Raw genomic sequence first — 25,456 nt, 5'->3', positions numbered from 1 at the left:
AAGACCCATGGCACAACAGATCATCACCGTGGACACGGTGCGGCTCGACGTCGACGCCGGCGCCGATCCGACCGCGGTGATCACCTATCTCGCCGGCACACTCGGCGGGGCCGGACGCACCACCGACCCGGCCGATCTGATCGCCGGTGCCCTTGCCCGCGAGGCCAAGTCGGCGACCGGGCTGCCCGGCGGCATCGCCATCCCACACGCCCGCGCCGAGTCCGTGACCGAGGCGAGCCTGGCGATGGCCCGGCTCGCACCCAAGGTCGACTTCGGCGCTCCCGACGGTCCCGCCGACATCGTCTTCCTCATCGCCGCACCCGCCGGCGGGGCGAGCGAACACATGAAACTGCTCAGCTCGCTGGCCCGCGCACTGGTGCGGCCCGATTTCGTCGCCGACCTGCGCTCGGCCGACACCCCCGAGCGCATCGTCGAACTCGTCGACGGTGCCATCACCCCGGCACCCAAGAAGGCCGTCACCCCAAGCGACGCAACCCCGGCCGCCCCCGCCACCACCCCGGCCGCCGACGCGGCCCCGGAAGTCTCTCCCGCCGAGACCACCGGCGCCGCGGCCAAGCCGTCGATCGTCGCGATCACCGCATGTCCCACCGGCATCGCGCACACGTACATGGCCGCCGACGCCCTCAAGTACGCGGCCGAACGGGCCGGTGTCGAGTTCCACGTCGAGACGCAGGGATCCTCGGCGACCACCCCCTTCGACCCGACGGTGATCTCCGATGCGGGCGCGGTCATCTTCGCCACCGACGTCGGGGTCAAGGGCAAGGAACGCTTCGCCGGGAAGCCGGTGATCGAATCCGGGGTCAAACGGGCCATCAACGAACCGGACAAGATGATCGCCGAAGCCGTTGCGGCGGCGGGCAACCCCCACGCCGCACGGGTAGGCGGAGACGTCTCCGACGCCGACGCGCCGCCGGCCGGCGGCGGTGTCGGGCTGGGCGGGAAGACCCGGCAGGCACTGATGACCGGCGTCAGCTACATGATCCCGTTCGTCGCGGCCGGCGGTCTGCTGATGGCGCTGGGCTTTCTGCTCGCCGGATACGAGATCGGAAAGTCGACTCTCGACCCGGGCGGATCGCTGTCCGACGGTGCGTACATCGCCCTGCACAACACCATCACCAATCTTCCCGACGGCGGTATCGGCACCTATCTGGGCGCGGTGAGTTTCGCGATAGGCTCGGCCGCCCTGGGTCTGGCTGTTCCCGTGCTCGCGGCGTACATCTCATTCGCGATCGCCGACCGACCGGGTATCGCCCCGGGATTCGTGGCCGGCCTGGTCTCGGTGGCCATCGGCGCCAACTTCCTCGGCGCGCTCCTGGGCGGTCTCATCGCCGGCGTCGCGTGCCTGTGGATCGCGCGTATCCCCTTGCCACAGTGGGCGCGTGGCCTGCAACCGGTGGTCATCATCCCATTGCTCGGCAGCGCCGTGGTGGGTGGCCTGCTCTACGTGGTACTCGGCCGGCCGCTGTCGTGGCTGATGGACAAGCTCAACGACGGACTCGACTCGATGTCCGGCGGATCGGCGGTACTCCTGGGTATCGTGCTGGGCCTGATGATGTGCTTCGACCTCGGTGGCCCGCTCAACAAGTCGGCGTATCTGTTCGCCACCGCCGGTATCGCCACGGCCTCCGCCGGTGACGCGCAGTACCAGATCATGGCCGCCGTCATGTGTGCCGGCATGGTTCCGCCGCTCGCGATGGCGCTGTCCACGGTGCTGCGACCGGGCCTGTACTCGGACCCGGAACGGGAAAACGGCAAGGCGGCATGGCTGCTCGGCGCCTCGTTCATCTCCGAGGGCGCGATCCCGTTCGCGGCCACCGACCCGCTACGGGTCATCCCGTCCACGATGCTCGGCGGCGCGGTCACCGGCGCCCTCTGCATGGCCTTCGGGGTGGAACTGCGCGCCCCCCACGGCGGCGTGTTCGTGTTCTTCGCGATGAACAACTGGGCCCTGTTCCTCGTCGCTTTGGTCGCCGGTACCGTCGTCGCGGCTCTGGCCGTCACGGTGGCAAAACAGTTCCGCACGTCCAACGGCGCGGCCGCCGATACCGCACAACCGCAGACGGTCTCGGCCTGATCCGCATACGATCGCATCCACCGACCCAACAACCGATCACCACCACATAAGGAGAACGATCCATGCCCAGCACAACCGTCACCGTCGGATCGGCGGTCGGCCTGCACGCACGTCCGGCCACCATCATCGCCGAAGCCGCCGCCGACTCCGGACAGTCGGTCACCATCGGCCTCGAAGGCGAAGAACCCGTGGACGCCGGGTCGGCGCTGCTCATCATGACCCTCGGTGCGGAAAAGGGCACCCCGGTGGTGGTGACCGCTGACGACCAGGCGACCGTCGACGCGATCGCCGCGCTGGTGGCCAAGGACCTCGACGCCGAATAGTCCCCTCGGGCAACGCCTGTGGCCCGCCGCGCGAACAGCGCGGCGGGCCATAAGACTATATACGGATCGCTGTCTATGGATCTACGACACGCGCAGTTCGGCGAGTTCACCGGCCATCGCGGCCGGTACCCGCACCCGCATGATGGTGCCCTGCGCGTCGTGGTCGGTGGAGAGCACCTCGCCGTCGCGGTGGATGCGCGAGACCACGTCGCCTCGACTGAACGGTACGGCGATGGTCACCTCGACGTCGCCGCGCGACACCTCGGCGCGGATCCGGTCGAACAACTCGGGCAGACCTTCACCGGTGTGTGCGGAGACGAACATGGCACCGTCGAGGATGCCGCGCAACTCGGTGCGCCGGGTGCCGTCGATGGCGTCGATCTTGTTGACCACCAGCAGCTCCGGCGGTGCGGCGACACCCTCCTCGGCAACGATCTCGTTGATCACCCGCCGGACCGCCGCGATCTGTTCGGTGGGGAACGGGTCCGAGCCGTCGACGACGTGCAGCAGCAGGTCGGCGTCGATCACCTCTTCCAGCGTCGAGCGGAAAGCCTCGACGAGCTGGGTGGGCAGATGCCGGACAAAGCCGACCGTGTCGGTGAACACAACCTGCCGCCCGTCGGTGAGGGTGGCGCGGCGCGTGGTGGGGTCAAGGGTGGCGAACAGCGCGTCCTGCACCAGCACACCCGACCCGGTCATCGCGTTGACCAGGCTGGACTTACCCGCGTTGGTGTACCCGGCCACGGTGATCTTTGGGATCGAGCTCCGTTGCCGGGCAGCGCGTTTGGTTGTCCGGGCGGTCTTCATCTCGCGGATCTCACGGCGTAGCTTGGCCATTCGTTCGCGGATCCGGCGACGGTCGGTCTCGATCTTGGTCTCACCGGGACCGCGCAGACCGACGCCGCCGTTGCTGCCGGCCCGGCCACCGGCCTGCCGCGACATCGACTCGCCCCAGCCACGCAGCCGGGGCAGCATGTACTCCATCTGTGCCAGCGACACCTGCGCCTTGCCCTCCCGGGAGGTGGCGTGCTGGGCGAAGATGTCCAGGATCAGTGCCGTGCGGTCGATCACCTTGACCTTGACCACCTTCTCCAGCGCCGTCAGCTGTGCCGGAGTCAGCTCGCCGTCACAGATGACGGTGTCGGCGCCGGTGGCGAGCACCACCTGACGCAGTTCGTCGGCCTTGCCGGAGCCGATGTAGGTGGCCGCGTCCGGGGTGGACCGGCGCTGGATCAGTCCGTCGAGGACCTCCGAACCGGCAGTCTCGGCCAGTGCCGCCAACTCCACCATGCTCGCCTTGGCCTGCGCGGCCGTGCCCTCGGTCCACACGCCCACCAGCACGACACGTTCGAGCCGCAGCTGCCGATACTCGACCTCGGTGACATCCTCGAGTTCGGTGGACAGGCCCGCCACGCGCTGCAGGGAGGCACGGTCGGACAGCAGTTGTTCGCCGGTGGTCGGCGGTGTCATCCGGAATGCCGACACGGGTGTGGTGTCGTCGATCACCGGGCTGAAGTCGTCGGGGTCGAAGGCAGGTTCGTCGGTGAGGTCCGAAGCGGAGGTCGGAGTTGTTACACGTTCAGTCATTTGCCCTCCATGATGACATGGGGCGGCGAACCGGGGCATCCGCTTTTCCGGCCCTGTGCATATAGGTGAACCGGGGTGTGCGTGGACCGGGTGTGCGTGAACCGGAGTACGGATCAGCCCTCGTCCGACCAGCCCGGACGGAACCGGCCCTCGGCCACCAGCACCGACGGGCCACGCAGCGTCGCGCCGTCGGGGTCGACGGTGACCAGCACAGACCCGCCGGGCACGGTGATGTGCAACGATCCGGTGTCCCTGCCGAGCGCACCGAGCGATGCTTTACCGGCCGCGACGAGCCCGGTCCCGCAGCTGCGGGTCTCCCCGACACCGCGTTCGAAGACCCGCATGTGCGCCGAGAAGTCGACTGTCGTTCCGTCGGGGCCGTCGCCGCCCGGGCGGGCGGGCGTGACGAGTTCGAGGTTGGCGCCGTGGGGAAACACACCGGCGTCGAGACCGACCCCGGCCGAGAAATCGATCCCGGCCAGCTGTTCGGCCGTCAGATCGGGCACCACACAAGCCAGGTGCGGGTTGCCGACATCGATGACCGCGCCGTGATAGGTCGTGTCCCCCACGGTGGCCTGCGATCGGCCGTCGACCCGGGCCTGCCCCATCGTGACGGTGACGTCGGCCCGCACCTGATCGTGGGAATGGATGATCACCGGACGCGCACCGGCCCGCGACCCGACGGTGAACGTGTCGGTGTCGACCAGGCCGGTGGCGCGCACGTAGTGCGCGAACACGCGCACCCCGTTGCCGCACATCTCGGCGATCGAGCCGTCGGCGTTGCGGTAGTCCATGAACCAGTCGTCGGGCCGGACACCGGCGGGCAGTGCGTCGAGTACGCCGCGCTCCACGAGGGCGACAGCGCGGGACACCCGCAGCAGTCCGTCGGCCCCGATCCCGCGTTGCCGGTCGCAGATCGCGGCGACCCGCGCCGCGTCGAGTCCGAGTTCGGCGGCCGGGTCCGCGAGGACCACGAAGTCGTTCTGGGTGCCGTGGCCCTTCACAAAACGCAGCGCGTCGGTAGCATCGCTCACCTCGCCGACTTTACGTGGCGCTGCGACCACCCGCGTCGGCTGCGTGGTACGAAGAGTGCCATGCGGCAGCGGCGAGCAACGGGGGCTCTGCGACCGGCGGCCCGACTGATCGTGACGGCGCTGACGGTGACGGCGGCCGTCGGCTGCTCGTCGGGAACCCCGATGGCGGGTCCCAGTTCGGCCGGCCCGGCGCGCACCTTCGGCCCGGCGGCGACCACACCGGCCCCGGTCAATGCCGCCGCCCGTGCCGTTGGCCTGATCGACGTACGCACCGTGGTGCCCGACGCGATCATCGATCTGCGCTATGCGTCGATGAACAATTTCGTCGGGGTAGGTCTGTACCCGACGAATGCACGCTGCCTGGTCCACGAGTCGATGCGGCCAGGTCTGCGTGCCGCGGCCGGTGCCTTACGCGCCGCGGGCCAAGGCGAAAAGCTGGTTTTCTGGGATTGTTACCGCCCGCATTCGGTGCAGCAGAAGATGTACGACACGGTGTCCGATCCGGCGTGGGTGGCCGCGCCCGGCCCGTACTCGCGCAGCCACGAGAGCGGCCGGTCGGTGGACGTCACCCTCGCATCCCCACGACCGAACTGCGCCCGGGATCGGCGCGTGGGTGGACGATTCTGTCTGGTCGATATGGGCACCGGTTTCGACTCGTTCACCCCGCAGGCAACCGCCTACGCCACCGACGGGGTGTCACCGGCCGCGCGGGCCGCCCGGACCCGGCTACGCACCGCGATGGCGACCGGCGGGCTGCGCGTCTACACCGGCGAATGGTGGCATTTCGACGGGCCCGGCGCCGATGTACAGCGACCGATCATCGATGTGCCACCCATCTGATTGCAGTCAGCGTCGGCGCAGCAACGCGTAGATCGTCAAGGTGCGCTGCTGCGAGTCGGAGTGGTAACTCGACCGGAACGACAAGGTGTCGGCGGATTCGGGAATGAGCACGATGTACGATGTCACGCAGCTGCCGCGGTCGATTGTTTCGAGAAGGGTTATCGTGCCATCGCCGCGGCCGGTCTCTTTCCAGGTGCCCTGGCACGCCAGTTGCGGGTAGCGCACCGTCGCACGGACCGGGGATCCCGCTGAAATCTCGGCGACCACATCGAAGCCATCCTGGTCCCCGGTGACGGACCCACGCCAGGTGCCCGACAACTCGGCGACCGGTGGTGGCTCCGCGACAGTAGGGTCGGTCGACGTGGACGGACCGGTCACCGGTGCCTGACTGGTGGGCGTCATCGCGATATCCGCAGGGCCCGAAGAGTCCCGTTCCCGGAGCAACACCACGCTGGTGACGATCGCGACAACGCCCACGACTATTGCGAGGGCGGCGAGGATGATCGCCGTCCGATTGCCGTCCCGGCGCGGCGGCCGAGTCGGTCCGGTGAGCGACGGCGGAGTCTGCACATGCGGTCTCACCATCGTGGGTTCCCAGTACTGACCGGCGTGCTCGGGTACGTCCCAACCGGTGGCCGGCCGAGGACGAGGGTCCTGACCGGCGGCACCCGTCGGTGCCGGGGACGTCGAATACTGGTCGCCGGGCGGAGTCGCGATGGCCTGAGCGATCCCCGCCTCGGTGGCGCCGAAAGATACGAACGGGTGGCGCGCGCCGACGGTGACGGCATGCTCATATACGGTGCCGCGCGCGATGGGGTTGGTCTGTAGCCCAGGATCGTCCTCGTGACCCACCGGGCCATCGGCTGCAGCTGACCGTAACCGCCCCGTGTCACGGCTCGCCATGAGGTCGATGAGATACGCAGCCCATGCCGTGGCGACGCAGATCACCGCGACAGCTGCGAACGACCGGGCTACCGCGGCGAAGTTTTGGTCAACGAGTTCGGAGTACCAGAAACCTTCATATGACAGGTCATCGTTCAATTTTCGCAGAGTCACGGCGGCACCCAACGCCCCCAGCGGTGCTACGGCAACCGATAGCCACCGCGACCGGTGACCGGCGAGCCACGCCGTGAGTAGGCAAGTGGCGGTGAGCCAGTCAGTGGCGAAGGAAATCGGACCGGCGTCCGACGCGAACACCGCGTCGCGCCTCACCATCAGGATCGAACCACCGATCTGAACAGCAAGTGACGCGGCAACCAGCACGCCCACCAGACCTGAGGGTGCACGCGAATCCGGCTGTCTGCTGATACCCACCGCGACAAGTGCGAGAACCAGTACGACTGTGGTAACTACGAATCCGAATACCAGCGAACCGATATCCTCTGCGTCGCTCGAGCCACCTGCTTCGGTCACCTTGGCATACGCCCATCCATTGGCCAGCGGGTAGAGCACCAGCGCGACCGTGACCAACACCGAACCACGAGGCAGGCGCCAGCGCGCGGCACGAGGGTCCCCGCTGAGCGCGTCGACCGGAACTGCCGGTGCACCGGTGAGTCGGCGGAACGTGAGTGCATCAGTGAGCGTGGCGGTTGCCAGCGCGGACACGACCGACACCACTACTACGGGCAGGAACAGTGCCCCGAAGTAGACCATCGGTATCTGTAGGTCGTGGGACAACTCGATAGGGCTGTAGTGATCACCGAAGAAGGCGGCCCACAAATCGTTACCGAAGAAGGTGGACCATAATGCCATCAGGATCGCGGGAACCGCCCATATCCTAACCGTCGACCATAACCCACCCGGCCCTGCTGCCCTTGCCAGCGCAAGAGTCTCGACGAGACATACCCGAAACGGGATGCACGTCTCGACGGCGAGTGGCACCATCCACCGCAGCTTTGAATGGGCATACAGCGCGATTGTGAACGCCGCGAGCAATGTGGCCAGCATCACACCTAGGAAAACATAATCGTACATTTCTAGGGAAACATACTCGTACATTTTCGGAAGAGCCCGGTAGATGAGATTGTGAACCAGGTATCCCACCACCACTGGAACACCAATACTGACCACCGCACTGGCAACTACCGGGGGCCGGATCGAACGAATGACGCCGCGCAATCGTGGAAACTCACCATTCAGTTCGCGACTTGCTCCCGATGCCAGTAACGGGAGGCCGATGGTACCGATGACAATCAGCGAGACGGTCGCGGCGACATCCTTCTCCACACCGATCACCAGCCCGAGGCCGGTCGCTATGCCCACCGCCGCAGAACCCACAAACGACAATTGAAACCAGAACCTGCGGTTCAGCTTTCGACGAGAACGAGCTTCTGCGACGGGTTTCACCGAGGCCACCGATCGAGCACCTGGCGCGGAAGGACCCGGCGGGCAACGTAGGAGGATACGCAGGTGGGACTCTGTAGTAAGCCCATCGGCCAGGAAAGGCATTCCCGTGGCCAGCAACACCGCATAGAGCAGCGCGAGCACACCCACAAGTATCGCCGTCACCGGACTTCCGAGAAAACCCACCGCAAGTGCGATACCCAGCCCGCAGCCGCCACCGATCATCGCACGCACAATCCCGGATGAGGAACTTCCCGACGAAATACCATTACCCGACATAGGCTGCTGCGAGCCGAATCCATTCGGATACCGGTCAAAGTTCTGATTCATCGGAAGCATACCGACCGGATGTTTTGCGTGTTCGAGTAGTAGGCAGCCACGTCGACAGATAAAGTGACAGATTCTTCCTGGAGGCGACGCCCCTCCCACTGAACTGCCTCAGCGGGGTATCGGGAAGCCACTTCTCCCAGACTTCCGATCAGCTCTCTCTGCTCCGGTACCATCACCTGCTGCCGTGTTCGGTACAGGTCGACGACGACAGCCAGCGATCGGCAGAGTTCATCTCGGGAACTCGACTTCCCCGATGGCTTCACCCACAATGACGATTTCGTGGTGTCAGCATTCGATTCGCTGGGTCCCTCGATGATCGAGGTGGCGATCGCGCTGAGCGCGAGTAGGGCGATCAGAGTTGGAATCGTCGGGATTCGCTTCACGGCTAAGACCCTAGCGGCCGCGACCGCTGCCGACGCGATCGTCGATGTCGCCCGAGAGGATGAATTCGATGCGGGCCGAACCGATCACACTCCTGCGGCGACCCACCCACGCACACCCTGCCGCCGAGCTACTGCCTGCGCAGGGTTGCCGTAATGGTGAACGTCCGCTGCTGGGGACTCGGAGTAGTAGCTCGCTCGGTAGGCGAGGGTGTCGCCGGACTGTGCGGACAGTTCGATCTGCGAGGCGACACAGGTGCCGGTGTCGATGGTTTCGGGCGCGGTGACGACATCGCCGCGTCGGGACACTCCGGTCCAGGTGCCCGTGCACGACAGTTGCGGATACTCCACCCGCGCGTTTGCCGGCGAGGCGTCGGAGATCCTGGCGACCACGTCGAATCCGTCCTGGTCACCGGAGACCGTTCCCCGCACAGGTCCCCAACAGGGCATCGGGTCGTATGCCCGACCCTGCCGGTGGTGTCGGATTTGACGTCCCGGTGCAGCATGCCCTGACCGTGGGCGTAGTCCAATCCGGCCGCGGCCTGCTCGACGATGTCGACGGCCAGGTCCGTGTTCCTGATCAGCACGGCGGCATCCGATCCGGCGACGTACTGCATCGCGATCCACATGCGGTCACCGTCGACACCCGCGTCCTGACCGGCGACGATGTTGAAATGATCGAGCCGGGCGGTGAGCTCGGCTTCCCGGGGCGAAACGTTGCCGGGAGCGCAGCTCTGCGGACAGGCCAGATCCGTGCCGGACATGTTCTCCCCCATCTCCACTCCGCACGATCCCCCGCACGACCCCCCGCGCGAGATCCGCAGGGCGCCGCAGCGCTGTCCGCCGGGTCTCAATGTATCCCGAATTGGTTGCCGGGCGCGGGGATGGCGTCATCTCGGTCGGGGTCGAACAGTCCTGGCCATTCAGGTCGGGTCGAGCGCACCCATCGCGCTCGACAGCAGGTCCGGGGCGGCGCCGTCGAGCCAGGTGATGCGGTGGTCGCGGCGGAACCACGAACGTTGCCGGCGCACATAGCGCCGGGTGCCGATGAACGTCAGCTCACGTGCCCGGGCCAGGTCGATACCGCCGTCGAGGAACTCGAGCACCTGGGCGTAGCCGATCGCCCGGCGCGCGGTCACCCCCTCGCGCAACCCGACCTCACACAGTCCCTCGACCTCGGCGACCAGCCCGTCGGCGAACATCCGGTCGGTGCGCCGCGCTATCCGGTCGTCGAGGGCCGCGGTGTCCCGGTCGACCGCGAGAATTGTGGTGCCCCAGCGTGGTTCACCGATCGTGGGGGCCGACGCGGCGAACGGCTCGCCGGTCAGTTCCACCACCTCCAGCGCGCGCACGATGCGCCGGCCGTCGGTGTCGAGGATGGTGGCCGCCGCCTGCGGGTCGACCTCGGCGAGTTGCCGGTGCATGGCCGCGACACCGACCTGGGCCAGTTGCTGCTCGTAGCGGGCCCGGACCGCGCGGTCGGTGGCCGGGAACGACCAGTCGTCGAGCAGTGCCTGCACGTACAGCATCGAGCCACCCACGATCACCGGGGTGATACCCGCCCCGAGCAGCCGTTCGATGTCGGCGCGTGCCGCCGCCTGATAGCGGGCCACGGTGGCGGTTTCGGTGACGTCGAGGACATCGAGCTGATGGTGGACGATGCCGCGGCGCTCGTGCAGCGGCGGTTTGGCGGTGCCGATGTCCATACCCCGGTACTGCGCCATCGCGTCGACGTTGACGATCTCCCCGCCGACCCGTTCGGCGATGTCCAGGCCCAGCGCCGACTTTCCGCTCGCGGTGGGGCCGACGATCGCCACCGGCACCGGACGATCCGGTGACCGGTCGCTCATGACCGGGACGCGGGCATCTGGGTGACGACGGGCGTCCGGGGCACGACCGGTGTCCAGGACGCCACGACGTATCCGACCCCGAAGGGGCAACCCTCGTAGTACGGCTGCACCGACACCCGCACCCCGTCGCACAGCGCCGCGGCGACCTGCCAGGCGGCCCGGCCCCCGACTCCGGCACGGTCGCAGTCCTGCGGCGAGATTCCGGCCAGCACATCGCGGTCACCGGACGCGATCGCGGCCACGAGGTTGTCGTTGAGCGCCACCGACTCGGGAACCAGACCCCCGCCCGGTGCCGACGGGCTGAGCTGGGTGGATCCGTCCCCCACCACCAGCACGCCGATGGGCGTGTCCGCGGCGGCCACCGCGGCGGCGAGCATCCGTCCGGTCCGCAGGCACTCCTGCACCGGTGCACCGGGATCGATGATCAGCGGCTCCACGCTGTCGGCGCCGCCGGCCTCACGAAGCCAGGCGGCGATCAGCATCGACAGCGGCAGCCGCGCGGTTCCGGCCGCATCCGGCCCGCCGCCGGTGAGCACCGGGGCGCCGGCGAATCCCGGCGCGCGCAAGGACACGGCCACATCGACGCCGTAGCGGGCGAATGACCCGGTCGCCGCCGCACCACCCGTGACCGCACCACCTGTGACGTCACCGGCGCCGACGGCCACCCAGCGCGGGGCGAGTTCGGCCAGCGCGGTGCCCGCCGCTCGTACCGCCTCCCGCACCGCCACCGCCTCGGTCGCCCGGGGGCCGGCCAGTTGCGGCACCAGCAAGGGCGCGCTCGGGACAAAAACGACGCTGGCCAACACAATGGGCAACGCTATCGGACACCGCCGCCGCCACCGATCGTGGGCCCGGCCGATCCATCCCCGGTTGTGCGAATATCGCGGGAAAACCCAGGAGGACGCGACACCGGAACCTGTGAACTGTTTGAATGGTGGAGATGTGCGGCTTTCCATGTCACTGTGGTCGCCGATGTCAGCGATGATGGCAGCCGCGACGCGCGGCACAAACGAGTGCAGGGGCCTGAGTACATGACCAATCCGACCGATCCCACCGCGAACGACCCGGGTACTCCACGCCCGGCTCCTGCGCCCCGGCCCGGACCGCGCCCGGGACCCCGGCCGGGGCCGCGCCCGTCGGCCGCGATCCCCCCGATCCCGGCTCCGGTGCCGCACGGCGACCCCCATGAGTTCGGGCGCATCGACGCCGACGGCGAGGTGTGGCTCAAGACCGCCGACGGTGAACGGTCGATCGGGTCGTGGCAGGCCGGCTCCGTCGAGGAGGGGTACGCGCACTTCGCCCGTCGCTTCGACGACCTGGCCACCGAGGTCGAGATCCTGGAAGAACGTCTGGCCGCCGGGTCGGGAGATCCGCGCAAAGCGCACCAGAGCGCCCAGCATCTGCTCGACGAACTGCCGACGGCGACGGTGCTCGGCGATGTGGCGGCACTCGAACGCCGCCTGACCGCGATCGTGAACAGCGCCGACGACGCCGCCTCGGCGCAACGTTCGGCGCGCGAGGAGGCACGGGCTGCCGCGATCACCCGCAAGGAGGAGCTCGCGGCCGAGGCCGAGCAGATCGGCGCCGAGGCCACCCAGTGGAAGGCTGCGGGCGATCGGCTGCGCGCCATCCTCGACGAGTGGAAGGCCATCAAGGGCGTCGACCGCAAGACCGACGACCAGCTGTGGAAGCGGTACGCCAAGGCACGTGACGCCTTCAACCGCCGCCGCGGCGCGCACTTCGCCGAACTCGACCGCGAACGGGTCGGCGCCAAGCACCGCAAGGAAGAGATCATCGCCAAGGCCGAGGAACTGTCCTCGTCCACCGACTGGGGTCCCACTGCCGGCAGGTTCCGTGACCTGCTCGCCGAGTGGAAGGCGGCAGGACGCGCGCCGCGTGACACCGACGATGCCCTCTGGCAGCGTTTCAAAGCTGCCCAGGACGTGTTCTTCGCCGCCCGCAACGCGGTGGTCTCCGAACGTGACAACGAGTTCGCGGCCAACGCGACGGCCAAGCTCGCCCTGCTGGCCGAGGCGGAGAAGGTGGTCGTACCCGATACCGACCTCGACGCGGCACGACGCGAGTTCCGTGCCTTCCGCGACAGGTGGGACGAGATCGGCAAGGTTCCGCGCGAACAGATGCACAGTCTGGAGAACCGGGCCCGCGCGCTGGAGAAGCGCATCCGTGACGCCGAGGACGCCCAGTGGCAGCGCACCGACCCCGAGGCCGAGGCCCGTGCGGCTCAGTTCGCCGACCGCGCCGCGCAGTTGGAGGAACAGGCCGCCAAGGCCGCCCAGCGAGGCAAGGACCGCGACGCCGCCGCATTGCGGGACCAGGCCGCGCAGTGGCGTGAATGGGCGCAGGCCGCGCGCAGCGCCATCTCCGATCGCTGACCCAGCGCAACAGAAAACGTGGATGCCACCGCCATTCGCCGGTGGCATCCACGTTTTTCTGGTCCAGATGCTGCTACAGGTCCGCGTCGCCGCCGGAGCCGCGGTGTTGCGGGCGACCCTGCAGGACGCGTGCCAACTCGTCGCGTTCAGCGGCCTCGCGCCGACGTTCCTCCTCCAGCGCCATGTGGTAGGTGCTGCGTGCCCATACGATCCGCGCCCAGTGGAAGGCCAGCAGCACGGCCGCCAGCTCGCCCAGCATCAACCCGATCCCGACACCCGACGGCGGTTCGACTCCCCCGACGCCGGGGGTGTGCCGCGACCACCACGCGAGCATCCCCGCGACGCAGGTCACGGCGGTGCCGCACAGTGCCACCCAGGCGATCACCCAGCGGCGCGACAGCAATGCCAGCGCGGAGGCACCTACCGCGAAGATCACGAGCAGGTAGACGAAGATCCGCGAGGTAACGTTCAGACGTGCGGCGTCGGCGGCGGGCGCGGAGACCAGAACATCGATACCGCTCGCGTCCCCGGTGTGCGGCAGCACCAGCGACACCATCGCCAACATCACGCCGACGGCCACCACCAACGCCCGCGCGCCGGGGTCGATCTCGCCGGAAACCTTCTTCTCAGCGGCCCGCAGTTCGTCCTCGTAGGCGGCGAACTTACCGCCCGCGGGACTCTGGGCCGGTCCGATGTGCTCGTTCACTGTGTGCTCTCCTCGTTAGGACCCGCAGCCGCTCGAGCAACCGACGGCGGCCGGTTCGGCGGCCTTCGGGCCGATCGACGGCATCCCCAGACCCACACCGATGGGCGCGGTGACGGGGGTGATGGCTTTCTCGTGCGCGTCGCCCGCGCGGGTGGTCCGGTGACCGATGACCCCGCCGTCGGCGATCAGATGGTGCGGTGCGGCACCGGTGATCGTGGTGGTGACCACATCGCCCGGACGGATCGCCGCCGCATGCTCGCCGGCCGCGAAGTGCACCAGGCGACCATCCCTGGCACGACCCGTTTTACGCTGTGTGGCAGCGGATTTACGACCCTCATCGGCTACCACGAGCAGTTCGGCGGCGGTCCCGACAAGTCGCTGGTTCTCGTCCAGGCAGATGCGTTCCTGCAGGGCGATCAGGCGCCGGTAGCGCTCGGACACCACCTCGGGCGGTACCTGGTCGGCCATCGTCGCCGCCGGGGTTCCCGGTCGCGGCGAATACTGGAAGGTGAACGCGCTGGAGAAGCGGGCCTGCTCCACCACATCGAGGGTGGCCTGGAAGTCTTCCTCGGTCTCGCCGGGGAACCCGACGATGATGTCGGTGGTGATGGCCGCGTGCGGCATCGCCGCACGCACCTTGTCGAGGATGCCGAGGAACTTGCGCTGACGGTAACTGCGCCGCATCGCCTTGAGGATCCGGTCGGACCCGGACTGCAACGGCATGTGCAGTTGCGGGCACACGTTGGGGGTCTCGGCCATCGCCTCGATCACATCATCGGTGAACTCGGCCGGATGCGGCGAGGTGAACCGGACCCGCTCCAGGCCGTCGATGTCGCCGCACGCCCGCAACAACTCGGCGAACGCGCCCCGGTTGCGCGGCTGTTCGGGATCGGCGAAGGACATGCCGTAGGCGTTCACGTTCTGCCCGAGCAACGTCACCTCCAACACACCCTGATCGACGAGCGCCTGCACCTCGGCCAGGACATCACCCGGGCGCCGGTCGACCTCTTTGCCGCGCAGCGACGGCACGATGCAGAACGTGCAGGTGTTGTTGCAGCCCACCGACACCGACACCCACCCGGAGTAGGCCGAGTCACGTTTGGCCGGCAGCGTCGACGGGAATCGCTCGAGCGAGTCGAGGATCTCCACCTGCGCCGCCTCATTGTGGCGGGCGCGATCGAGCAGTGCGGGCAGCGACCCGATGTTGTGGGTGCCGAAGACGACGTCAACCCACGGCGCCTTCCGGAGCACCGTGTCCTTGTCCTTCTGGGCCAGGCAACCGCCGACAGCGATCTGCATACCGGGTTTGCGCGATTTCACCGGCGCCAGATGCGACAGGTTGCCGTACAGTTTGTTGTCGGCGTTCTCACGGATGGCACAGGTGTTGAAGACGACGAGATCGGCCTCGTCGCCGTCTTCGGCGCGAACGTAGCCGGCTCCCTCCAGGAGCCCGGAGATCCTCTCGGAATCGTGCACATTCATCTGGCAGCCGTAGGTACGGACCTGATAACTCAACAACCCCGCCGAACCGGGCGCGGGTTGCCCGATCGCGGTTTCCACAGCTCCCGGCGCACGCTCGGACAACTCGATACTCACCCGTCCAGAGTACTCACCCGACGCAAATCGCCCGCAGACATCGTCCCGGCATCTCCTGAACACCGCGAAGATCCTAGCCGTTTCACCGCGCTCTGTGCCCCGGGGCACACTAGGGTTTTGTCCATGACAGATTCGCCGAATGCACCGTCAAAGGATATTTCGTCGTCACCGTCGTCGGGGAGTTCACCCGGTGGTCCGTCGATGATCTCCATCAAGTCGGTCGACAAGCACTACGGGCCGCTGCACGTTCTCAAGGACATCAACCTCGAGGTGCCGCGCGGGCAGGTCGTGGTGGTCCTGGGTCCGTCCGGATCAGGCAAGTCGACGTTGTGTCGCACCATCAACCGGCTCGAACCCATCGACAGCGGCGAGATCCGCATCGAGGGCACCCTGCTGCCGTCCGAGGGCAAGGATCTGGCCGCCCTGCGCGCCGACGTCGGCATGGTGTTCCAGTCGTTCAACCTGTTCGCGCACAAGACAATTCTCGACAACGTCACGCTCGCGCCGGTCAAGGTCCGCAAGAAGAGCAAGGCCGACGCCACCACGCGCGCCCTCGAACTGCTCGAGCGGGTCGGCATCGCCAGCCAGAAGGACAAATATCCCGCGCAGCTCTCGGGCGGTCAGCAGCAGCGTGTGGCCATCGCCCGTTCGCTGGCGATGGAGCCGAAGATCATGCTGTTCGACGAGCCCACCTCGGCACTCGACCCCGAAATGGTCAACGAGGTCCTCGACGTCATGGTCGCGCTGGCCAAAGAAGGCATGACGATGCTGGTGGTGACCCATGAGATGGGCTTCGCCCGTAAGGCCGCCGACCGCATCATCTTCATGGCCGACGGTGCCGTCGTCGAGGACACCGACCCCGAGAGCTTCTTCACCGCACCCAAGTCCGACCGCGCCAAGGACTTCCTGAGCAAGATCCTGGGGCACTGATGCGACGGCGTACAGGTTCCATCACCATCCTGATCGCCGTCATCGGCACCGTGAGCGCACTGCTCGCCGGTTGCGGCAGCACCGAACCACGCAGCCTCATCGACTCGATCCGCAAGGGCACGGTGGTGCTGGGCACCAAGTTCGACCAGCCCGGCCTCGGAATCTACAACCCCGACAACGGCGGCGTCGACGGATTCGATGCCGACGTCTCGCGCTATGTGGTCAACCACATCGCCGACACCCTCGGGGTCGATCATCCGAAAGTCAAGTGGCGCGAGACACCGTCGGCACGTCGTGAGGCGATGCTGGAGAACGGCGAGGTCGACACCATCGCCGCCACCTACTCGATCAACGCGGCCCGCTCCAAGAAGGTCTCGTTCGCCGGCCCCTACCTGGTGACCTACCAGGGGCTGCTGGTCCGCCGGGACGACGACTCGATCACCACACTCACCGACCTGCAGAAAGACAAGAAACTCTGCTCGGTGACCGGCTCGACGTCGGCGCAGAACGTCAAGGCCCAGCTTCCGTCGGTCCAGTTACAGGAGTTCGATTCGTATTCGGCGTGTGTCGAGGGTCTGCGACGTGGCAAGGTCGACGCACTCACCACCGACGAATCGATTCTGGCCGGCTACTCCAACTTCTGGTCGGGAGAGTTCAAGCTGGTCGAGATGACCTACCCGCAGGATGCCTGCGTCAAGGAAGCGCTCAAGTCCGCGGGTTCGCCGTTCTCCACCGAGCGCTACGGCATCGGCGTGGGCAAGGACGACGGTGAAGCGGTCGCCATGCTCAACGAGGCGATCGAGGCGATGCTCGAACCCGGCGCCGACGGCACCTCGGAATGGATGAGGGTCATCCGCAAGAACCTCGGTGACGAGTTCGTCGATCAGGTGTCCGCGCGTGCGGCGACCCCCGACTCCCAGTACCAGTTCGAGCCGACCGTGGGCGATCTGTCGTTCCTCGACTCGACATCCACCCCCTGCCCTACGGACCTGAAGTGAGTGAGGTGAACGACAATGAGTGAACTCTGGGACAGTATGGGGCCCGAGCTGTGGCCCGCATTCTGGATGACCATCAAACTGACGTTCTTCTCCGCCATCGGCGCGTTGATCTGGGGAACGATCCTGGCCGGCATGAAGGTGTCGCCGGTTCCGGTGATGCGCGGCTTCGCCACCATCTACGTCAACATCGTCCGCAACACCCCGCTGACGCTGATCATCCTGTTCTGCGCAATGGGCCTGAGCTACAACCTCGGTGTGCAGTTCGCCTCGACCAACTCCACCAACATGTTCTGGCTGTCGGTGGTCGGCTTCGTCGTGTACACGGCGACGTTCGTGTGCGAGACGCTGCGTTCGGGCTTCAACACGGTGCCGATCGGTCAGGCCGAAGCGGCCAGGTCCCTGGGCCTGCCGTTCATCCAGGTGTTCGGTTCGATCGTGCTGCCGCAGGCCATCCGCGCGGTCATCGGCCCCCTCGGCAGCGTGCTGATCGCGCTGACCAAAAACACCACCATCGCCTCGGCGATCGGTGTGGCCGAGGCATCGGCGCTGATGAAGAGCGAGATTGAGACGTTCTCCGATCAGTTGTTCATCATCTTCGGCATCATCGCCGTCGGTTTCATGATCATCACCCTGTCCGAGGGTGCGATCTTCGGATATCTCGCCAAACGATTCGGGGTGAAGCGATGAGTGAGCACAAACCGGCCGGCGCGACAGTTCTGTACGACGCCCCCGGCCCCAAGGCACAGGCCCGCAACCGGATCACCGCGGTCGTGTTCCTGGCGATCATCGCCGCGATCGCCGTCTGGGTGATCATCACACTCGCTGACAACGACCAGTTCGTCGGCGAGAAATGGGAACCGTTCACCTACTGGAGCACCTGGAAGGGCTACATCCTGCCCGGCCTGTGGCGCACCGTGGCCGCGGCCGCCGTCTCGATCGTGCTGGCGATGGCCCTGGGTGCGGTGCTCGGTATCGGGCGGCTCTCCGATCACCTCTGGGTGCGGGCCGTCGCCGGCACCCTGATCGAGGTGTTCCGCGCCATCCCGGTGCTGATCCTGATGGTGTTCACCTGGTTCCTGCTCGCCAAGTACGGTGTGGTGCCGTCCTCACAGCTGGCGTTCACCGCGGTGGTGATCGGCCTGACCCTGTACAACGGGTCGGTGATCGCGGAGATCATCCGCTCCGGCATCAACTCGCTGCCCAAGGGTCAGACCGAGGCGTCGAAGGCGCTGGGTCTGCGCAAGGGACAGATGATGAGCATCATCCTGCTGCCGCAGGCGGTGACCGCGATGCTTCCGGCTCTCGTGTCGCAGATGGTCATCGCGCTCAAGGACAGCGCGCTGGGCTACATCATCGGCTACTCGGAGGTGATCCGCAGCGGCCTGCTCTCCTCGGCCCGCTACGGTAACTACATCCCGGCGCTGATCGTCATCGCGATCATCATGATCCTGATCAACTTCGGACTGTCGTCGCTGGCGACGTACCTCGAGAAGCGGCTGCGCACCGGTCGCCGCAAGGTGCAAACCGCCGATCCCGACGACGTCGACATCGCCGCGTCGGAGAACCTGCCGACGTTCGGCACCAAGTGATCTCTGTATGAGAACAGGTCCGGGGTCCGGTGGGGTTCGATATCCACCGGACCCCGGACCGGTTCATGTCGGGAATACGTCCGGTCTATGTCGCGGTTCGCAGGACCTCGCCCACCACCTCGATGACCGTGGACTGGTCGTAGCCGCGACGCGACAGCATCCCGGCGAGGCGACGGAACGCCTTGTCGCGGTCGGCGCGGTCGGTGAGATCGACGTCCATCGTGGCCAGCTTTTTGTTGGCGATCGTTACGGCATTGGCCCGTTCGGCATCCGGATCGATGCCGGCGAGCGCCTCGTCTATGACCTCGGTGTCGATCCCTTTGGACCGCAACTCCTGTTTGAGCGCGATCCGGCCCCGGCCACTGTGCGAGTGCCGCGACCGTACCCATTCGGAGGCGAAATCGGTGTCGTCGAGCAGGCCGGCCCGATCGAGCCTGGCCATCACGTCATTGACCACGTCGTCATCGAAACCCCGGCGCAGGAGCCGTTCGCGCATTTCGTGGCGGCTGCGCGCCCGGACGCCGAGGAGCCGGAGCGCCACATCCCATGCCGAGACCGTGCGCCCGGTCTCGGCATCGGCGGTCGTCGCCGGATCGCGGCGCACGGTCAGAATTCGACCGGGGCGGGAGCCACGTCGTCCTCGTCGAGGACGGCACCGATGCCCAGCTTCTCCTTGATCTTCTTCTCGACCTCGTCGGCCGTCTCGGGGTTCTCTTTGAGGTAATTGCGGGCGTTCTCCTTGCCCTGCCCGAGCTGATCGCCTTCGTAGGTGTACCAGGACCCGGACTTGCGGATGAACCCTTCGGCCACACCGAGGTCGATCAGGGAGCCCTCCTTGCTGATGCCGTGTCCGTAGAGGATGTCGAACTCGGCCTGCTTGAACGGCGGCGCAACCTTGTTCTTGACCACCTTCACGCGGGTGCGGTTGCCGACGGCGTCGGTGCCGTCCTTGAGGGTTTCAATGCGGCGCACGTCCAGACGCACCGACGAGTAGAACTTCAATGCCTTACCGCCGGTGGTGGTTTCGGGGGAACCGAACATCACGCCGATCTTCTCGCGGAGCTGGTTGATGAAGATGGCGGTGGTCTTGGACTGGTTGAGCGCCGAGGTCATCTTCCGCAGCGCCTGGCTCATCAGTCGCGCCTGCAGACCGACGTGGCTGTCGCCCATCTCGCCCTCGATCTCGGCCTTGGGAACCAGCGCGGCAACGGAGTCGATGACCAGGATGTCGAGCGCACCCGAACGGATCAGCATATCGGCGATCTCCAGCGCCTGCTCGCCGGTATCGGGCTGCGACACGAGCAGCGCGTCGGTGTCGACGCCCAACTTGGCGGCGTAGTCGGGGTCGAGCGCGTGCTCGGCATCGATGAACGCGGCGATACCGCCCTGGGCCTGCGCGTTGGCCACCGCATGCAGTGCCACCGTGGTCTTACCCGACGATTCCGGACCGTAGATCTCCACGACGCGGCCGCGCGGCAACCCGCCGATACCCAGCGCGACGTCCAGCGCGATCGAGCCGGTGGGGATGACCTCGATGGGCTGGCGGGCCTCCTGCCCGAGCCGCATGACCGAACCCTTGCCGAAGTTCTTGTCGATCTGCGCGAGCGCGAGATCGAGAGCCTTCTCACGATCCTGAGTCGGTGCCATTGTGTCTCCTCTGGTCGGCGCTTTCGTACTGCCGCGTTTGGGTGTCTGCCGTGTTGACCGGGATTTGCCCGAAGCTGTGGTTGCCATCGCCCCGCACACTATCCGGCGGGTCTGACAAACACGCGTTCCGGCGTACCGGGTGTCCCGTTGCTCTGTCGAACATACGAATGTTTCGAACATAAGGATGAACGAACGAATGTTCTATTGGCAAGTCTGACACGCACCCAATCCACTGACAAGCGAAGTTTCCCCAGGCACGGGAACCGACGTGGCACGGGCACCGGGACCGCGGCGAGAGACGCCTGTGAGCCGACAGGAGCCGGCTGCTACCAGTGTTCGCGGGGTACGTCGAAGTCGCGGCAGATCGCCACCCACACGCTGCGCGGGTCGTGACCGTCCTCGATGGCCTGGGCCCCGGTCCGTCCGCCGAACACCGTCAGGACGTGGTCGGTGAGGATCGAATCGGCGGTCTGCACACCGAATCGCGTGTGCATCAGTTCGGTGAACTCGGTCATTCGCACGGCGTCGAGCCCATCCGCGCGGTATCGGCTCCACGACGCAGGATCCGGTCGACAACCTGAACCGGGGTGACGAGGCCGGTGGCCGAGGCGGCGATCCGTGCGGCCGCGGCGGTGTGGGCCCGGTCGTCGAGGACCGTGCGTACGGCGGCGGTCACGGCCGGTTCGGTGACCGGCCGGACCAGAGTACCGGCCCCGAGCCGGCTGACCCTGTTGGCGAGTTCCCACTGGTCGCCGCCGCCGGGGATGGTGACCACGGGCACACCGTGGGACAGGCTCTTGGCCAGGATGCCGTGGCCGGAGCCGCAGATGACCGTGGCGACCTCGCCGGAGGCCAGCAGCCGGTCCTGGCGGGCGAGGCCGGTCACCACCGACCCGGTCGGCAGTCCGGCCCGGGTGCAGATCGCGGCGATCGTCGCGTCATCGAGGTCGAGTCCGGATACGACGACCCTGATGTCGCGCCGCAGCGCGCCCAGTCCGCCGAGCACCGTGCTCACCATGTCGTCGGCACCGGTGGCGGCGGTCGACGGCGCGACCATGATCAGCGGACCGTCGCCGGGCGGGATGTCGAACACGTCGTTCGTGGGTTCCCACAGCAGTGGCCGCACGATGTGGGTGCGCGCGGGCCAGTCGGGGCGGCGGACCTCCAGCGCGGGAAGTGTCGCCACCAGGCGGGCGGCCGGGCAGGGCCCGGGCGGGAGCCCGATCGCGGTGCGCGCCGCGGCACGTTGACGTTCGCCGAGCCGGATCGACCGGCCGGTGGCGGCTCGCATCAGCGAATCCCGCAGCCGCCCACGCGGTCCCGTTCCCACCGCGAGTCCCGAACCGACCGGGGGCAGGCCGCGCGACGCGTCGTACAGCGGATGCGGCGAACACTCCACCCAGGGCACACCGGCCAGTTCGGCGGCCCAGCCGCCGCCGAGGGTGATGACGTCGGAGGTGACCAGGTCCACCCCCTCGCTGATCAGGGACGGTTCGAGCGCGCGAGCGATGCGGGCTGCGCGGCCGCTGAGCTTGTCTCCGGCGTCACCGTCGTCGTCATCGGCCAGCGCGGTCAGGCCGGGCAGCTCGAGGGCGGGGATTCCGCTGCGCGCGGCCTGTTTCAGCCAGCGCTTTCCGGTATAGACGACGACGCCGTATCCCGCGCCGGCAAACAACTCGGCCAGGGCAAATGCCGGGAACGCATGCCCGGCGTCCGGTCCGGCGACTATGCCGACACGAGGCACTTCGCCGTGCTCTAGGTGTTGCTCTGGGGCGGAAGGACCTGGCCGGGAACGGTGCCGGGCTTGGCCAGATCGGGGGCCGCCGCGGGCGCCCCGGCCGATGGCAGTGCCTCACCGCGCATGCTGGCCCTGATCTGTTCGAGCCTGGAGTGTCCGGCCATCTGGATACCGGCCTGCTCGACCTCGGCCATCCGGCCCTGCACCGAGTTCTTGGCCAGTTCAGCCGAACCTAGTGCGTTGGCGTAGCGGCGTTCGATCTTGTCGCGGACCTGATCCAGGTTGGGCGTGTTGCCGGGAACGGCAAGCTCGCTCATCTGGTTGAGCGAGGCGGACACCTGCTCCTGCATCTTGGCCTGCTCGAGCTGACTGAGCAGCTTGGACCGCTCGGCGAGCTTCTGCTGCAGCATCATCGCGTTGCGCTCGACGGCCTGCTTGGCCTGTGCCGCGGCCTGCAGTGACTGATCGTGCAGCACCTTGAGGTCCTCGACGCTCTGTTCAGCGGTGACCAGCTGCGCGGCGAAGGCCTCGGCGGCGTTGGTGTACTCCTGCGACTTCTGCACGTCGCCCGCGGCCGCGGCCTGATCGGCCAGCGTCAGCGCCTGGCGGGTGTTGGCCTGCAGCTTCTCGATCTCTTCGAGCTGCCGGTTGAGCTTCATCTCCAGCTGGCGCTGATTGCCGATCACGTTGGCGGCCTGCTGGGACAGCGCCTGGTGCTGGCGTTGCGCATCCTCGATCGCCTGCTGGATCTGGACCTTGGGATCGGCATGCTCATCGATCTTCGAATTGCCAAGAGCCATCAGGTAGCGCCAGAACTTCACGAACGGGTTCGCCATGCTTGCGTCAACTCCATTCACCGTTGGGAGAGTGTGTCGGGAAAAAGTGTGTCGGGACCAATCTAGCCGTTGCCGGCCGACTCCTGTGGCCGACATCGGCCACTGTCGTTCGGATGACACACCACCGATCGGGGCGCCACGAACCGGGGTACGCGGGTATCAGGCGGCGGCGAGCTCGGCGCCCGGCCGTCCCGCCGGTGCCGGGATGACGACCTTGGTGGCCGACAGCGCGTCGTCGTGATCGGTCGGGCGCAGCGTCTGTCCGGCGTCGAGCAGGATGTCGGCGAGTTCTACCTCGAGTGCGTCGCAGATCGCGGCGAGCAGCTCACTCGAGGCCTCCTTCTGTCCACGTTCGACCTCGGAGAGGTAGCCGAGGCTCACCCGCGCGTCGGTGGATACCTCACGCAGCGTCCGGCCCTGGTCCGTACGCACCCGGCGCAAACTCTCGCCCAGCGCCTCGCGCAGCAGTACCGCCATAGACACTCCCTCCTTCGGGTCGTCACCTTCCTTGTGCGCCGACCGAACTTCACAACGATGATCGAACTTCACAACGATCACACAGCCCGATCGGTTCCCACACCGGCGTGTCGAACGGGAATCGACTCGGGGACTCTCGTCCGTTCCGCCGACAGTAGTCCACTATCGGCGCCGTTGCCCTGCACACCCGACGGAAAGTCGACAGTGACTCATCTCACGTGGCGCTCGACACCACGCTACCAAGCACACCCACGGAAGATCGCAAGGCCCTGGCCGCTCGCACCTGCCGAACTCACCGGCTTCGGGCCGCACGACCTTTGGCCCGCAGCGCGACAGCCTGCCAGATGTAGTCGGCGGCGGTCACCACGGTGACCACGACCGCCGCCCACATCAGCACCACGGCGATCAGATGCCAGGCGCCGTCCAGCGGGAGCAGGTAGAAACCGATCGCCAGCGACTGCAGCAGCGTCTTCAGCTTGCCGCCGCGGCTGGCCGGGATCACGCCGTGCCGCAACACCCAGAACCGCAACGCCGTCACGCCCAGCTCACGCACCAGGATGATGCCGGTGATCCACCAGGACACCTCGCCGAGTACCGACAGACCGACGAGGGCGGTGCCGATCAGCGCCTTGTCGGCGATCGGGTCGGCGAGTTTTCCGAACTCGGTGATCAGTCCCCGCTCGCGGGCCAGTCGTCCGTCGTAGCGGTCGGTGAGCGCGGCGATCGCGAAGATCACCGTGGCCACGATCCGCCACGCCGTGCTGTCCCCGTCGTCGACGAACAGGGCGGCCACGAACACCGGTACCAGCAGGATCCGGAAGACCGTGAGAACGTTGGCGATGTTGAGCAGCGGCACCTCGTGCGGTCCCTCCCCCGCACGGTCACCTCCGGCAAGGTCATCCCGAAAGCGGTCACCCGCGGACCGGTCATCTCCTGCTCCGGCGGCCACGCCGATCGGGTCATCCACGGTGTCCGGGGCTTCCTCGTCGAGGGCACGGCGCACCCGGTCGGTCATGACGCACCGGCCATGGCGGGTCCACGCGTGGGACGATGAAAGCTGACTTGCACACCAGACAGCCTATCCGCGCCACCCGCCAGGACTGAGCACCAGGTCACACGCGCCGGGAATCGGCCAATCGACCTGCTCGACACGCCGGAGCACCGCGCGGGACGTACATTATTGCCCATGCCCTCAGCCGATGCCGTCCCCGAGGCCCGGTCTTCATCCGCCGGCGATCGTGATCGTCTCGTAGTGCGCCGCGCCCGGACATCAGATGTACCCCGTATCAAGGAGCTCATCGACCAGTACGCCGGGCGCATTCTGCTGGAGAAGAACCTGGTGACCCTGTACGAGGCGGTTCAGGAGTTCTGGGTCGGCGACCTCGACGGCGAGGTGGTGGGTTGCGGTGCGCTGCACGTCCTGTGGTCCGATCTCGGCGAGGTGCGCACGGTGGCGGTGGATCGCACACGCAGCGGACTGGGCATCGGGCACCGGATCGTGGCCAGGCTGATGACGGTGGCCCGCGAGCTCGAGCTCAGCCGGGTGTTCGTGCTCACCTTCGAAACCGAGTTCTTCGGCAGGCACGGATTCGCCGAGATCGAGGGCACACCGGTGACCAAGGAGGTATTCGAGGAGATGTGCCGCTCCTACGACACCGGTGTCGCCGAGTTCCTGGACCTGAGCTACGTCAAACCCAACACACTCGGTAACACCAGGATGCTGGCGCACCTGAGCCCCGACGACTGACCTGTGTCAGCCGCCCG

Annotated in this window: 24 protein-coding genes and 1 pseudogene; 9 read left to right on the top strand and 16 right to left on the bottom strand. The window is 67.2% G+C overall.

Annotation, left to right across the window (positions count from 1 at the left end):
* The first annotated feature begins 7 nt into the window (after positions 1-7).
* Positions 8-2,095: a PTS fructose transporter subunit IIABC gene (locus tag GII31_RS09705; RefSeq protein ID WP_213249036.1), complete on the top strand. Its 2,088-nt coding sequence runs from the start codon at positions 8-10 to the stop codon at positions 2,093-2,095.
* A gap of 62 nt (positions 2,096-2,157) precedes the next feature.
* Positions 2,158-2,418: an HPr family phosphocarrier protein gene (locus GII31_RS09700; protein ID WP_213249034.1), complete on the top strand. Its 261-nt coding sequence runs from the start codon at positions 2,158-2,160 to the stop codon at positions 2,416-2,418.
* 81 nt (positions 2,419-2,499) lie between these two features.
* On the opposite strand, the gene hflX is transcribed toward GII31_RS09700, so the two are convergent.
* On the bottom strand, positions 2,500-4,005 hold the full coding sequence (gene hflX, locus GII31_RS09695) for a GTPase HflX (protein ID WP_213249031.1): 1,506 nt from the start codon (positions 4,003-4,005) through the stop codon (positions 2,500-2,502).
* A 113-nt stretch (positions 4,006-4,118) separates the two neighbouring features.
* Complete coding sequence (gene dapF / locus GII31_RS09690) at positions 4,119-5,039, bottom strand: diaminopimelate epimerase (protein ID WP_213249030.1); 921 nt, start codon at positions 5,037-5,039, stop codon at positions 4,119-4,121.
* 60 nt (positions 5,040-5,099) lie between these two features.
* Between dapF and GII31_RS09685 the strand changes: the two genes are divergently transcribed.
* Positions 5,100-5,879 carry a M15 family metallopeptidase gene (locus tag GII31_RS09685; RefSeq protein WP_407649940.1) on the top strand — a complete coding sequence of 260 codons (780 nt, stop codon included), beginning with the start codon at positions 5,100-5,102 and terminating at the stop codon, positions 5,877-5,879.
* Between the two features lie 6 nt (positions 5,880-5,885).
* Here GII31_RS09685 and GII31_RS09680 read toward each other — a convergent pair whose 3' ends face one another.
* From GII31_RS09680 to GII31_RS09660, 5 genes and pseudogenes are all read right to left on the bottom strand, one after another.
* Positions 5,886-8,366, bottom strand: coding sequence for a hypothetical protein (locus GII31_RS09680; RefSeq protein WP_260840403.1), 2,481 nt, complete (start codon positions 8,364-8,366; stop codon positions 5,886-5,888).
* Positions 8,367-9,019: 653 nt separating this feature from the next.
* Entirely contained in the window at positions 9,020-9,364 is a 345-nt protein-coding gene (locus GII31_RS09675; protein ID WP_213250931.1) for a hypothetical protein, read from the bottom strand.
* 62 nt (positions 9,365-9,426) lie between these two features.
* Positions 9,427-9,696: pseudogene (locus GII31_RS09670) on the bottom strand (hypothetical protein); the annotation flags it as partial.
* Positions 9,697-9,855: 159 nt separating this feature from the next.
* Entirely contained in the window at positions 9,856-10,782 is a 927-nt protein-coding gene (gene miaA / locus GII31_RS09665) for a tRNA (adenosine(37)-N6)-dimethylallyltransferase MiaA (RefSeq protein ID WP_213249027.1), read from the bottom strand.
* The gene (locus GII31_RS09660) at positions 10,779-11,588 is read right to left on the bottom strand and encodes a class III extradiol ring-cleavage dioxygenase family protein (protein ID WP_213249026.1); all 810 of its coding nucleotides are present in this window, start codon (positions 11,586-11,588) and stop codon (positions 10,779-10,781) included. The genes miaA and GII31_RS09660 overlap by 4 nt, the downstream gene beginning before the upstream one ends.
* A gap of 225 nt (positions 11,589-11,813) precedes the next feature.
* On the opposite strand from GII31_RS09660, the gene GII31_RS09655 reads away from it, so the two are divergent.
* Positions 11,814-13,175 carry a DUF349 domain-containing protein gene (locus GII31_RS09655; protein ID WP_213249025.1) on the top strand — a complete coding sequence of 454 codons (1,362 nt, stop codon included), beginning with the start codon at positions 11,814-11,816 and terminating at the stop codon, positions 13,173-13,175.
* Positions 13,176-13,248: 73 nt separating this feature from the next.
* Here GII31_RS09655 and GII31_RS09650 read toward each other — a convergent pair whose 3' ends face one another.
* Entirely contained in the window at positions 13,249-13,881 is a 633-nt protein-coding gene (locus GII31_RS09650) for an Rv2732c family membrane protein (RefSeq protein ID WP_213249024.1), read from the bottom strand.
* A 15-nt stretch (positions 13,882-13,896) separates the two neighbouring features.
* Positions 13,897-15,477, bottom strand: coding sequence for a tRNA (N6-isopentenyl adenosine(37)-C2)-methylthiotransferase MiaB (gene miaB / locus GII31_RS09645; RefSeq protein ID WP_407649939.1), 1,581 nt, complete (start codon positions 15,475-15,477; stop codon positions 13,897-13,899).
* A 201-nt stretch (positions 15,478-15,678) separates the two neighbouring features.
* Between miaB and GII31_RS09640 the strand changes: the two genes are divergently transcribed.
* The 4 genes from GII31_RS09640 to GII31_RS09625 are packed head-to-tail and all read left to right on the top strand — an operon-like array spanning position 15,679 to position 18,994.
* On the top strand, positions 15,679-16,407 hold the full coding sequence (locus GII31_RS09640) for an amino acid ABC transporter ATP-binding protein (protein ID WP_213250116.1): 729 nt from the start codon (positions 15,679-15,681) through the stop codon (positions 16,405-16,407).
* Positions 16,407-17,405 carry a glutamate ABC transporter substrate-binding protein gene (locus tag GII31_RS09635; protein ID WP_213249023.1) on the top strand — a complete coding sequence of 333 codons (999 nt, stop codon included), beginning with the start codon at positions 16,407-16,409 and terminating at the stop codon, positions 17,403-17,405. Before GII31_RS09640 ends, GII31_RS09635 begins: the two co-directional genes overlap by 1 nt.
* Positions 17,406-17,420: 15 nt before the next feature.
* A complete protein-coding gene (locus GII31_RS09630) occupies positions 17,421-18,092 on the top strand; it encodes an amino acid ABC transporter permease (protein WP_213249022.1) in 672 nt (223 codons plus the stop codon).
* Positions 18,089-18,994: an amino acid ABC transporter permease gene (locus GII31_RS09625; protein WP_213249021.1), complete on the top strand. Its 906-nt coding sequence runs from the start codon at positions 18,089-18,091 to the stop codon at positions 18,992-18,994. Before GII31_RS09630 ends, GII31_RS09625 begins: the two co-directional genes overlap by 4 nt.
* An 85-nt stretch (positions 18,995-19,079) precedes the next feature.
* On the opposite strand, the gene GII31_RS09620 is transcribed toward GII31_RS09625, so the two are convergent.
* From GII31_RS09620 to pgsA, 7 genes are all read right to left on the bottom strand, one after another.
* On the bottom strand, positions 19,080-19,598 hold the full coding sequence (locus GII31_RS09620; RefSeq protein ID WP_246222188.1) for a regulatory protein RecX: 519 nt from the start codon (positions 19,596-19,598) through the stop codon (positions 19,080-19,082).
* 2 nt (positions 19,599-19,600) lie between these two features.
* The gene (gene recA, locus GII31_RS09615) at positions 19,601-20,641 is read right to left on the bottom strand and encodes a recombinase RecA (protein ID WP_213249020.1); all 1,041 of its coding nucleotides are present in this window, start codon (positions 20,639-20,641) and stop codon (positions 19,601-19,603) included.
* Between the two features lie 326 nt (positions 20,642-20,967).
* Positions 20,968-21,162 carry a DUF3046 domain-containing protein gene (locus tag GII31_RS09610; RefSeq protein WP_213249018.1) on the bottom strand — a complete coding sequence of 65 codons (195 nt, stop codon included), beginning with the start codon at positions 21,160-21,162 and terminating at the stop codon, positions 20,968-20,970.
* Positions 21,153-22,385 carry a glycosyltransferase gene (locus GII31_RS09605; RefSeq protein ID WP_260840402.1) on the bottom strand — a complete coding sequence of 411 codons (1,233 nt, stop codon included), beginning with the start codon at positions 22,383-22,385 and terminating at the stop codon, positions 21,153-21,155. Before GII31_RS09605 ends, GII31_RS09610 begins: the two co-directional genes overlap by 10 nt.
* 11 nt (positions 22,386-22,396) lie before the next feature.
* Positions 22,397-23,215, bottom strand: a complete 819-nt coding sequence (gene pspA / locus GII31_RS09600; RefSeq protein WP_213249014.1) for a phage shock protein PspA — start codon at positions 23,213-23,215, stop codon at positions 22,397-22,399.
* A 159-nt stretch (positions 23,216-23,374) separates the two neighbouring features.
* Positions 23,375-23,692, bottom strand: coding sequence for a helix-turn-helix domain-containing protein (locus GII31_RS09595; protein WP_213249012.1), 318 nt, complete (start codon positions 23,690-23,692; stop codon positions 23,375-23,377).
* Between the two features lie 292 nt (positions 23,693-23,984).
* Positions 23,985-24,707, bottom strand: coding sequence for a CDP-diacylglycerol--glycerol-3-phosphate 3-phosphatidyltransferase (pgsA, locus tag GII31_RS09590; RefSeq protein ID WP_213249010.1), 723 nt, complete (start codon positions 24,705-24,707; stop codon positions 23,985-23,987).
* Positions 24,708-24,878: 171 nt separating this feature from the next.
* Here pgsA and GII31_RS09585 point away from each other — a divergent pair, with 171 nt between their 5' ends.
* Entirely contained in the window at positions 24,879-25,439 is a 561-nt protein-coding gene (locus GII31_RS09585) for an amino-acid N-acetyltransferase (protein WP_213249008.1), read from the top strand.
* Positions 25,440-25,456: the final 17 nt, after the last annotated feature.

The organism is Gordonia pseudamarae, assembly GCF_025273675.1.
In the GTDB taxonomy this organism is placed as follows: Bacteria; Actinomycetota; Actinomycetes; order Mycobacteriales; family Mycobacteriaceae; genus Gordonia; species Gordonia pseudamarae.
Note: the sequence above shows the minus strand (reverse complement) of the source record. Positions and strands in the feature narration are given on the sequence as shown.

Excerpts from the sequence above, each read along its gene's own strand:
- GII31_RS09595 (WP_213249012.1), bottom strand. The coding sequence starts at position 23,692 with ATGGCGGTACTGCTGCGCGAGGCGCTGGGCGAGAGTTTGCGCCGGGTG.
- GII31_RS09705 (WP_213249036.1), top strand. The coding sequence starts at position 8 with ATGGCACAACAGATCATCACCGTGGACACGGTGCGGCTCGACGTCGAC.
- recA (WP_213249020.1), bottom strand. The coding sequence starts at position 20,641 with ATGGCACCGACTCAGGATCGTGAGAAGGCTCTCGATCTCGCGCTCGCG.
- GII31_RS09700 (WP_213249034.1), top strand. The coding sequence starts at position 2,158 with ATGCCCAGCACAACCGTCACCGTCGGATCGGCGGTCGGCCTGCACGCA.
- pgsA (WP_213249010.1), bottom strand. The coding sequence starts at position 24,707 with ATGACCGACCGGGTGCGCCGTGCCCTCGACGAGGAAGCCCCGGACACC.
- GII31_RS09625 (WP_213249021.1), top strand. The coding sequence starts at position 18,089 with ATGAGTGAGCACAAACCGGCCGGCGCGACAGTTCTGTACGACGCCCCC.
- GII31_RS09640 (WP_213250116.1), top strand. The coding sequence starts at position 15,679 with ATGATCTCCATCAAGTCGGTCGACAAGCACTACGGGCCGCTGCACGTT.
- hflX (WP_213249031.1), bottom strand. The coding sequence starts at position 4,005 with ATGACTGAACGTGTAACAACTCCGACCTCCGCTTCGGACCTCACCGAC.
- GII31_RS09585 (WP_213249008.1), top strand. The coding sequence starts at position 24,879 with ATGCCCTCAGCCGATGCCGTCCCCGAGGCCCGGTCTTCATCCGCCGGC.
- GII31_RS09655 (WP_213249025.1), top strand. The coding sequence starts at position 11,814 with ATGACCAATCCGACCGATCCCACCGCGAACGACCCGGGTACTCCACGC.
- GII31_RS09685 (WP_407649940.1), top strand. The coding sequence starts at position 5,100 with ATGCGGCAGCGGCGAGCAACGGGGGCTCTGCGACCGGCGGCCCGACTG.
- miaA (WP_213249027.1), bottom strand. The coding sequence starts at position 10,782 with ATGAGCGACCGGTCACCGGATCGTCCGGTGCCGGTGGCGATCGTCGGC.
- GII31_RS09635 (WP_213249023.1), top strand. The coding sequence starts at position 16,407 with ATGCGACGGCGTACAGGTTCCATCACCATCCTGATCGCCGTCATCGGC.
- GII31_RS09630 (WP_213249022.1), top strand. The coding sequence starts at position 17,421 with ATGAGTGAACTCTGGGACAGTATGGGGCCCGAGCTGTGGCCCGCATTC.
- pspA (WP_213249014.1), bottom strand. The coding sequence starts at position 23,215 with ATGGCGAACCCGTTCGTGAAGTTCTGGCGCTACCTGATGGCTCTTGGC.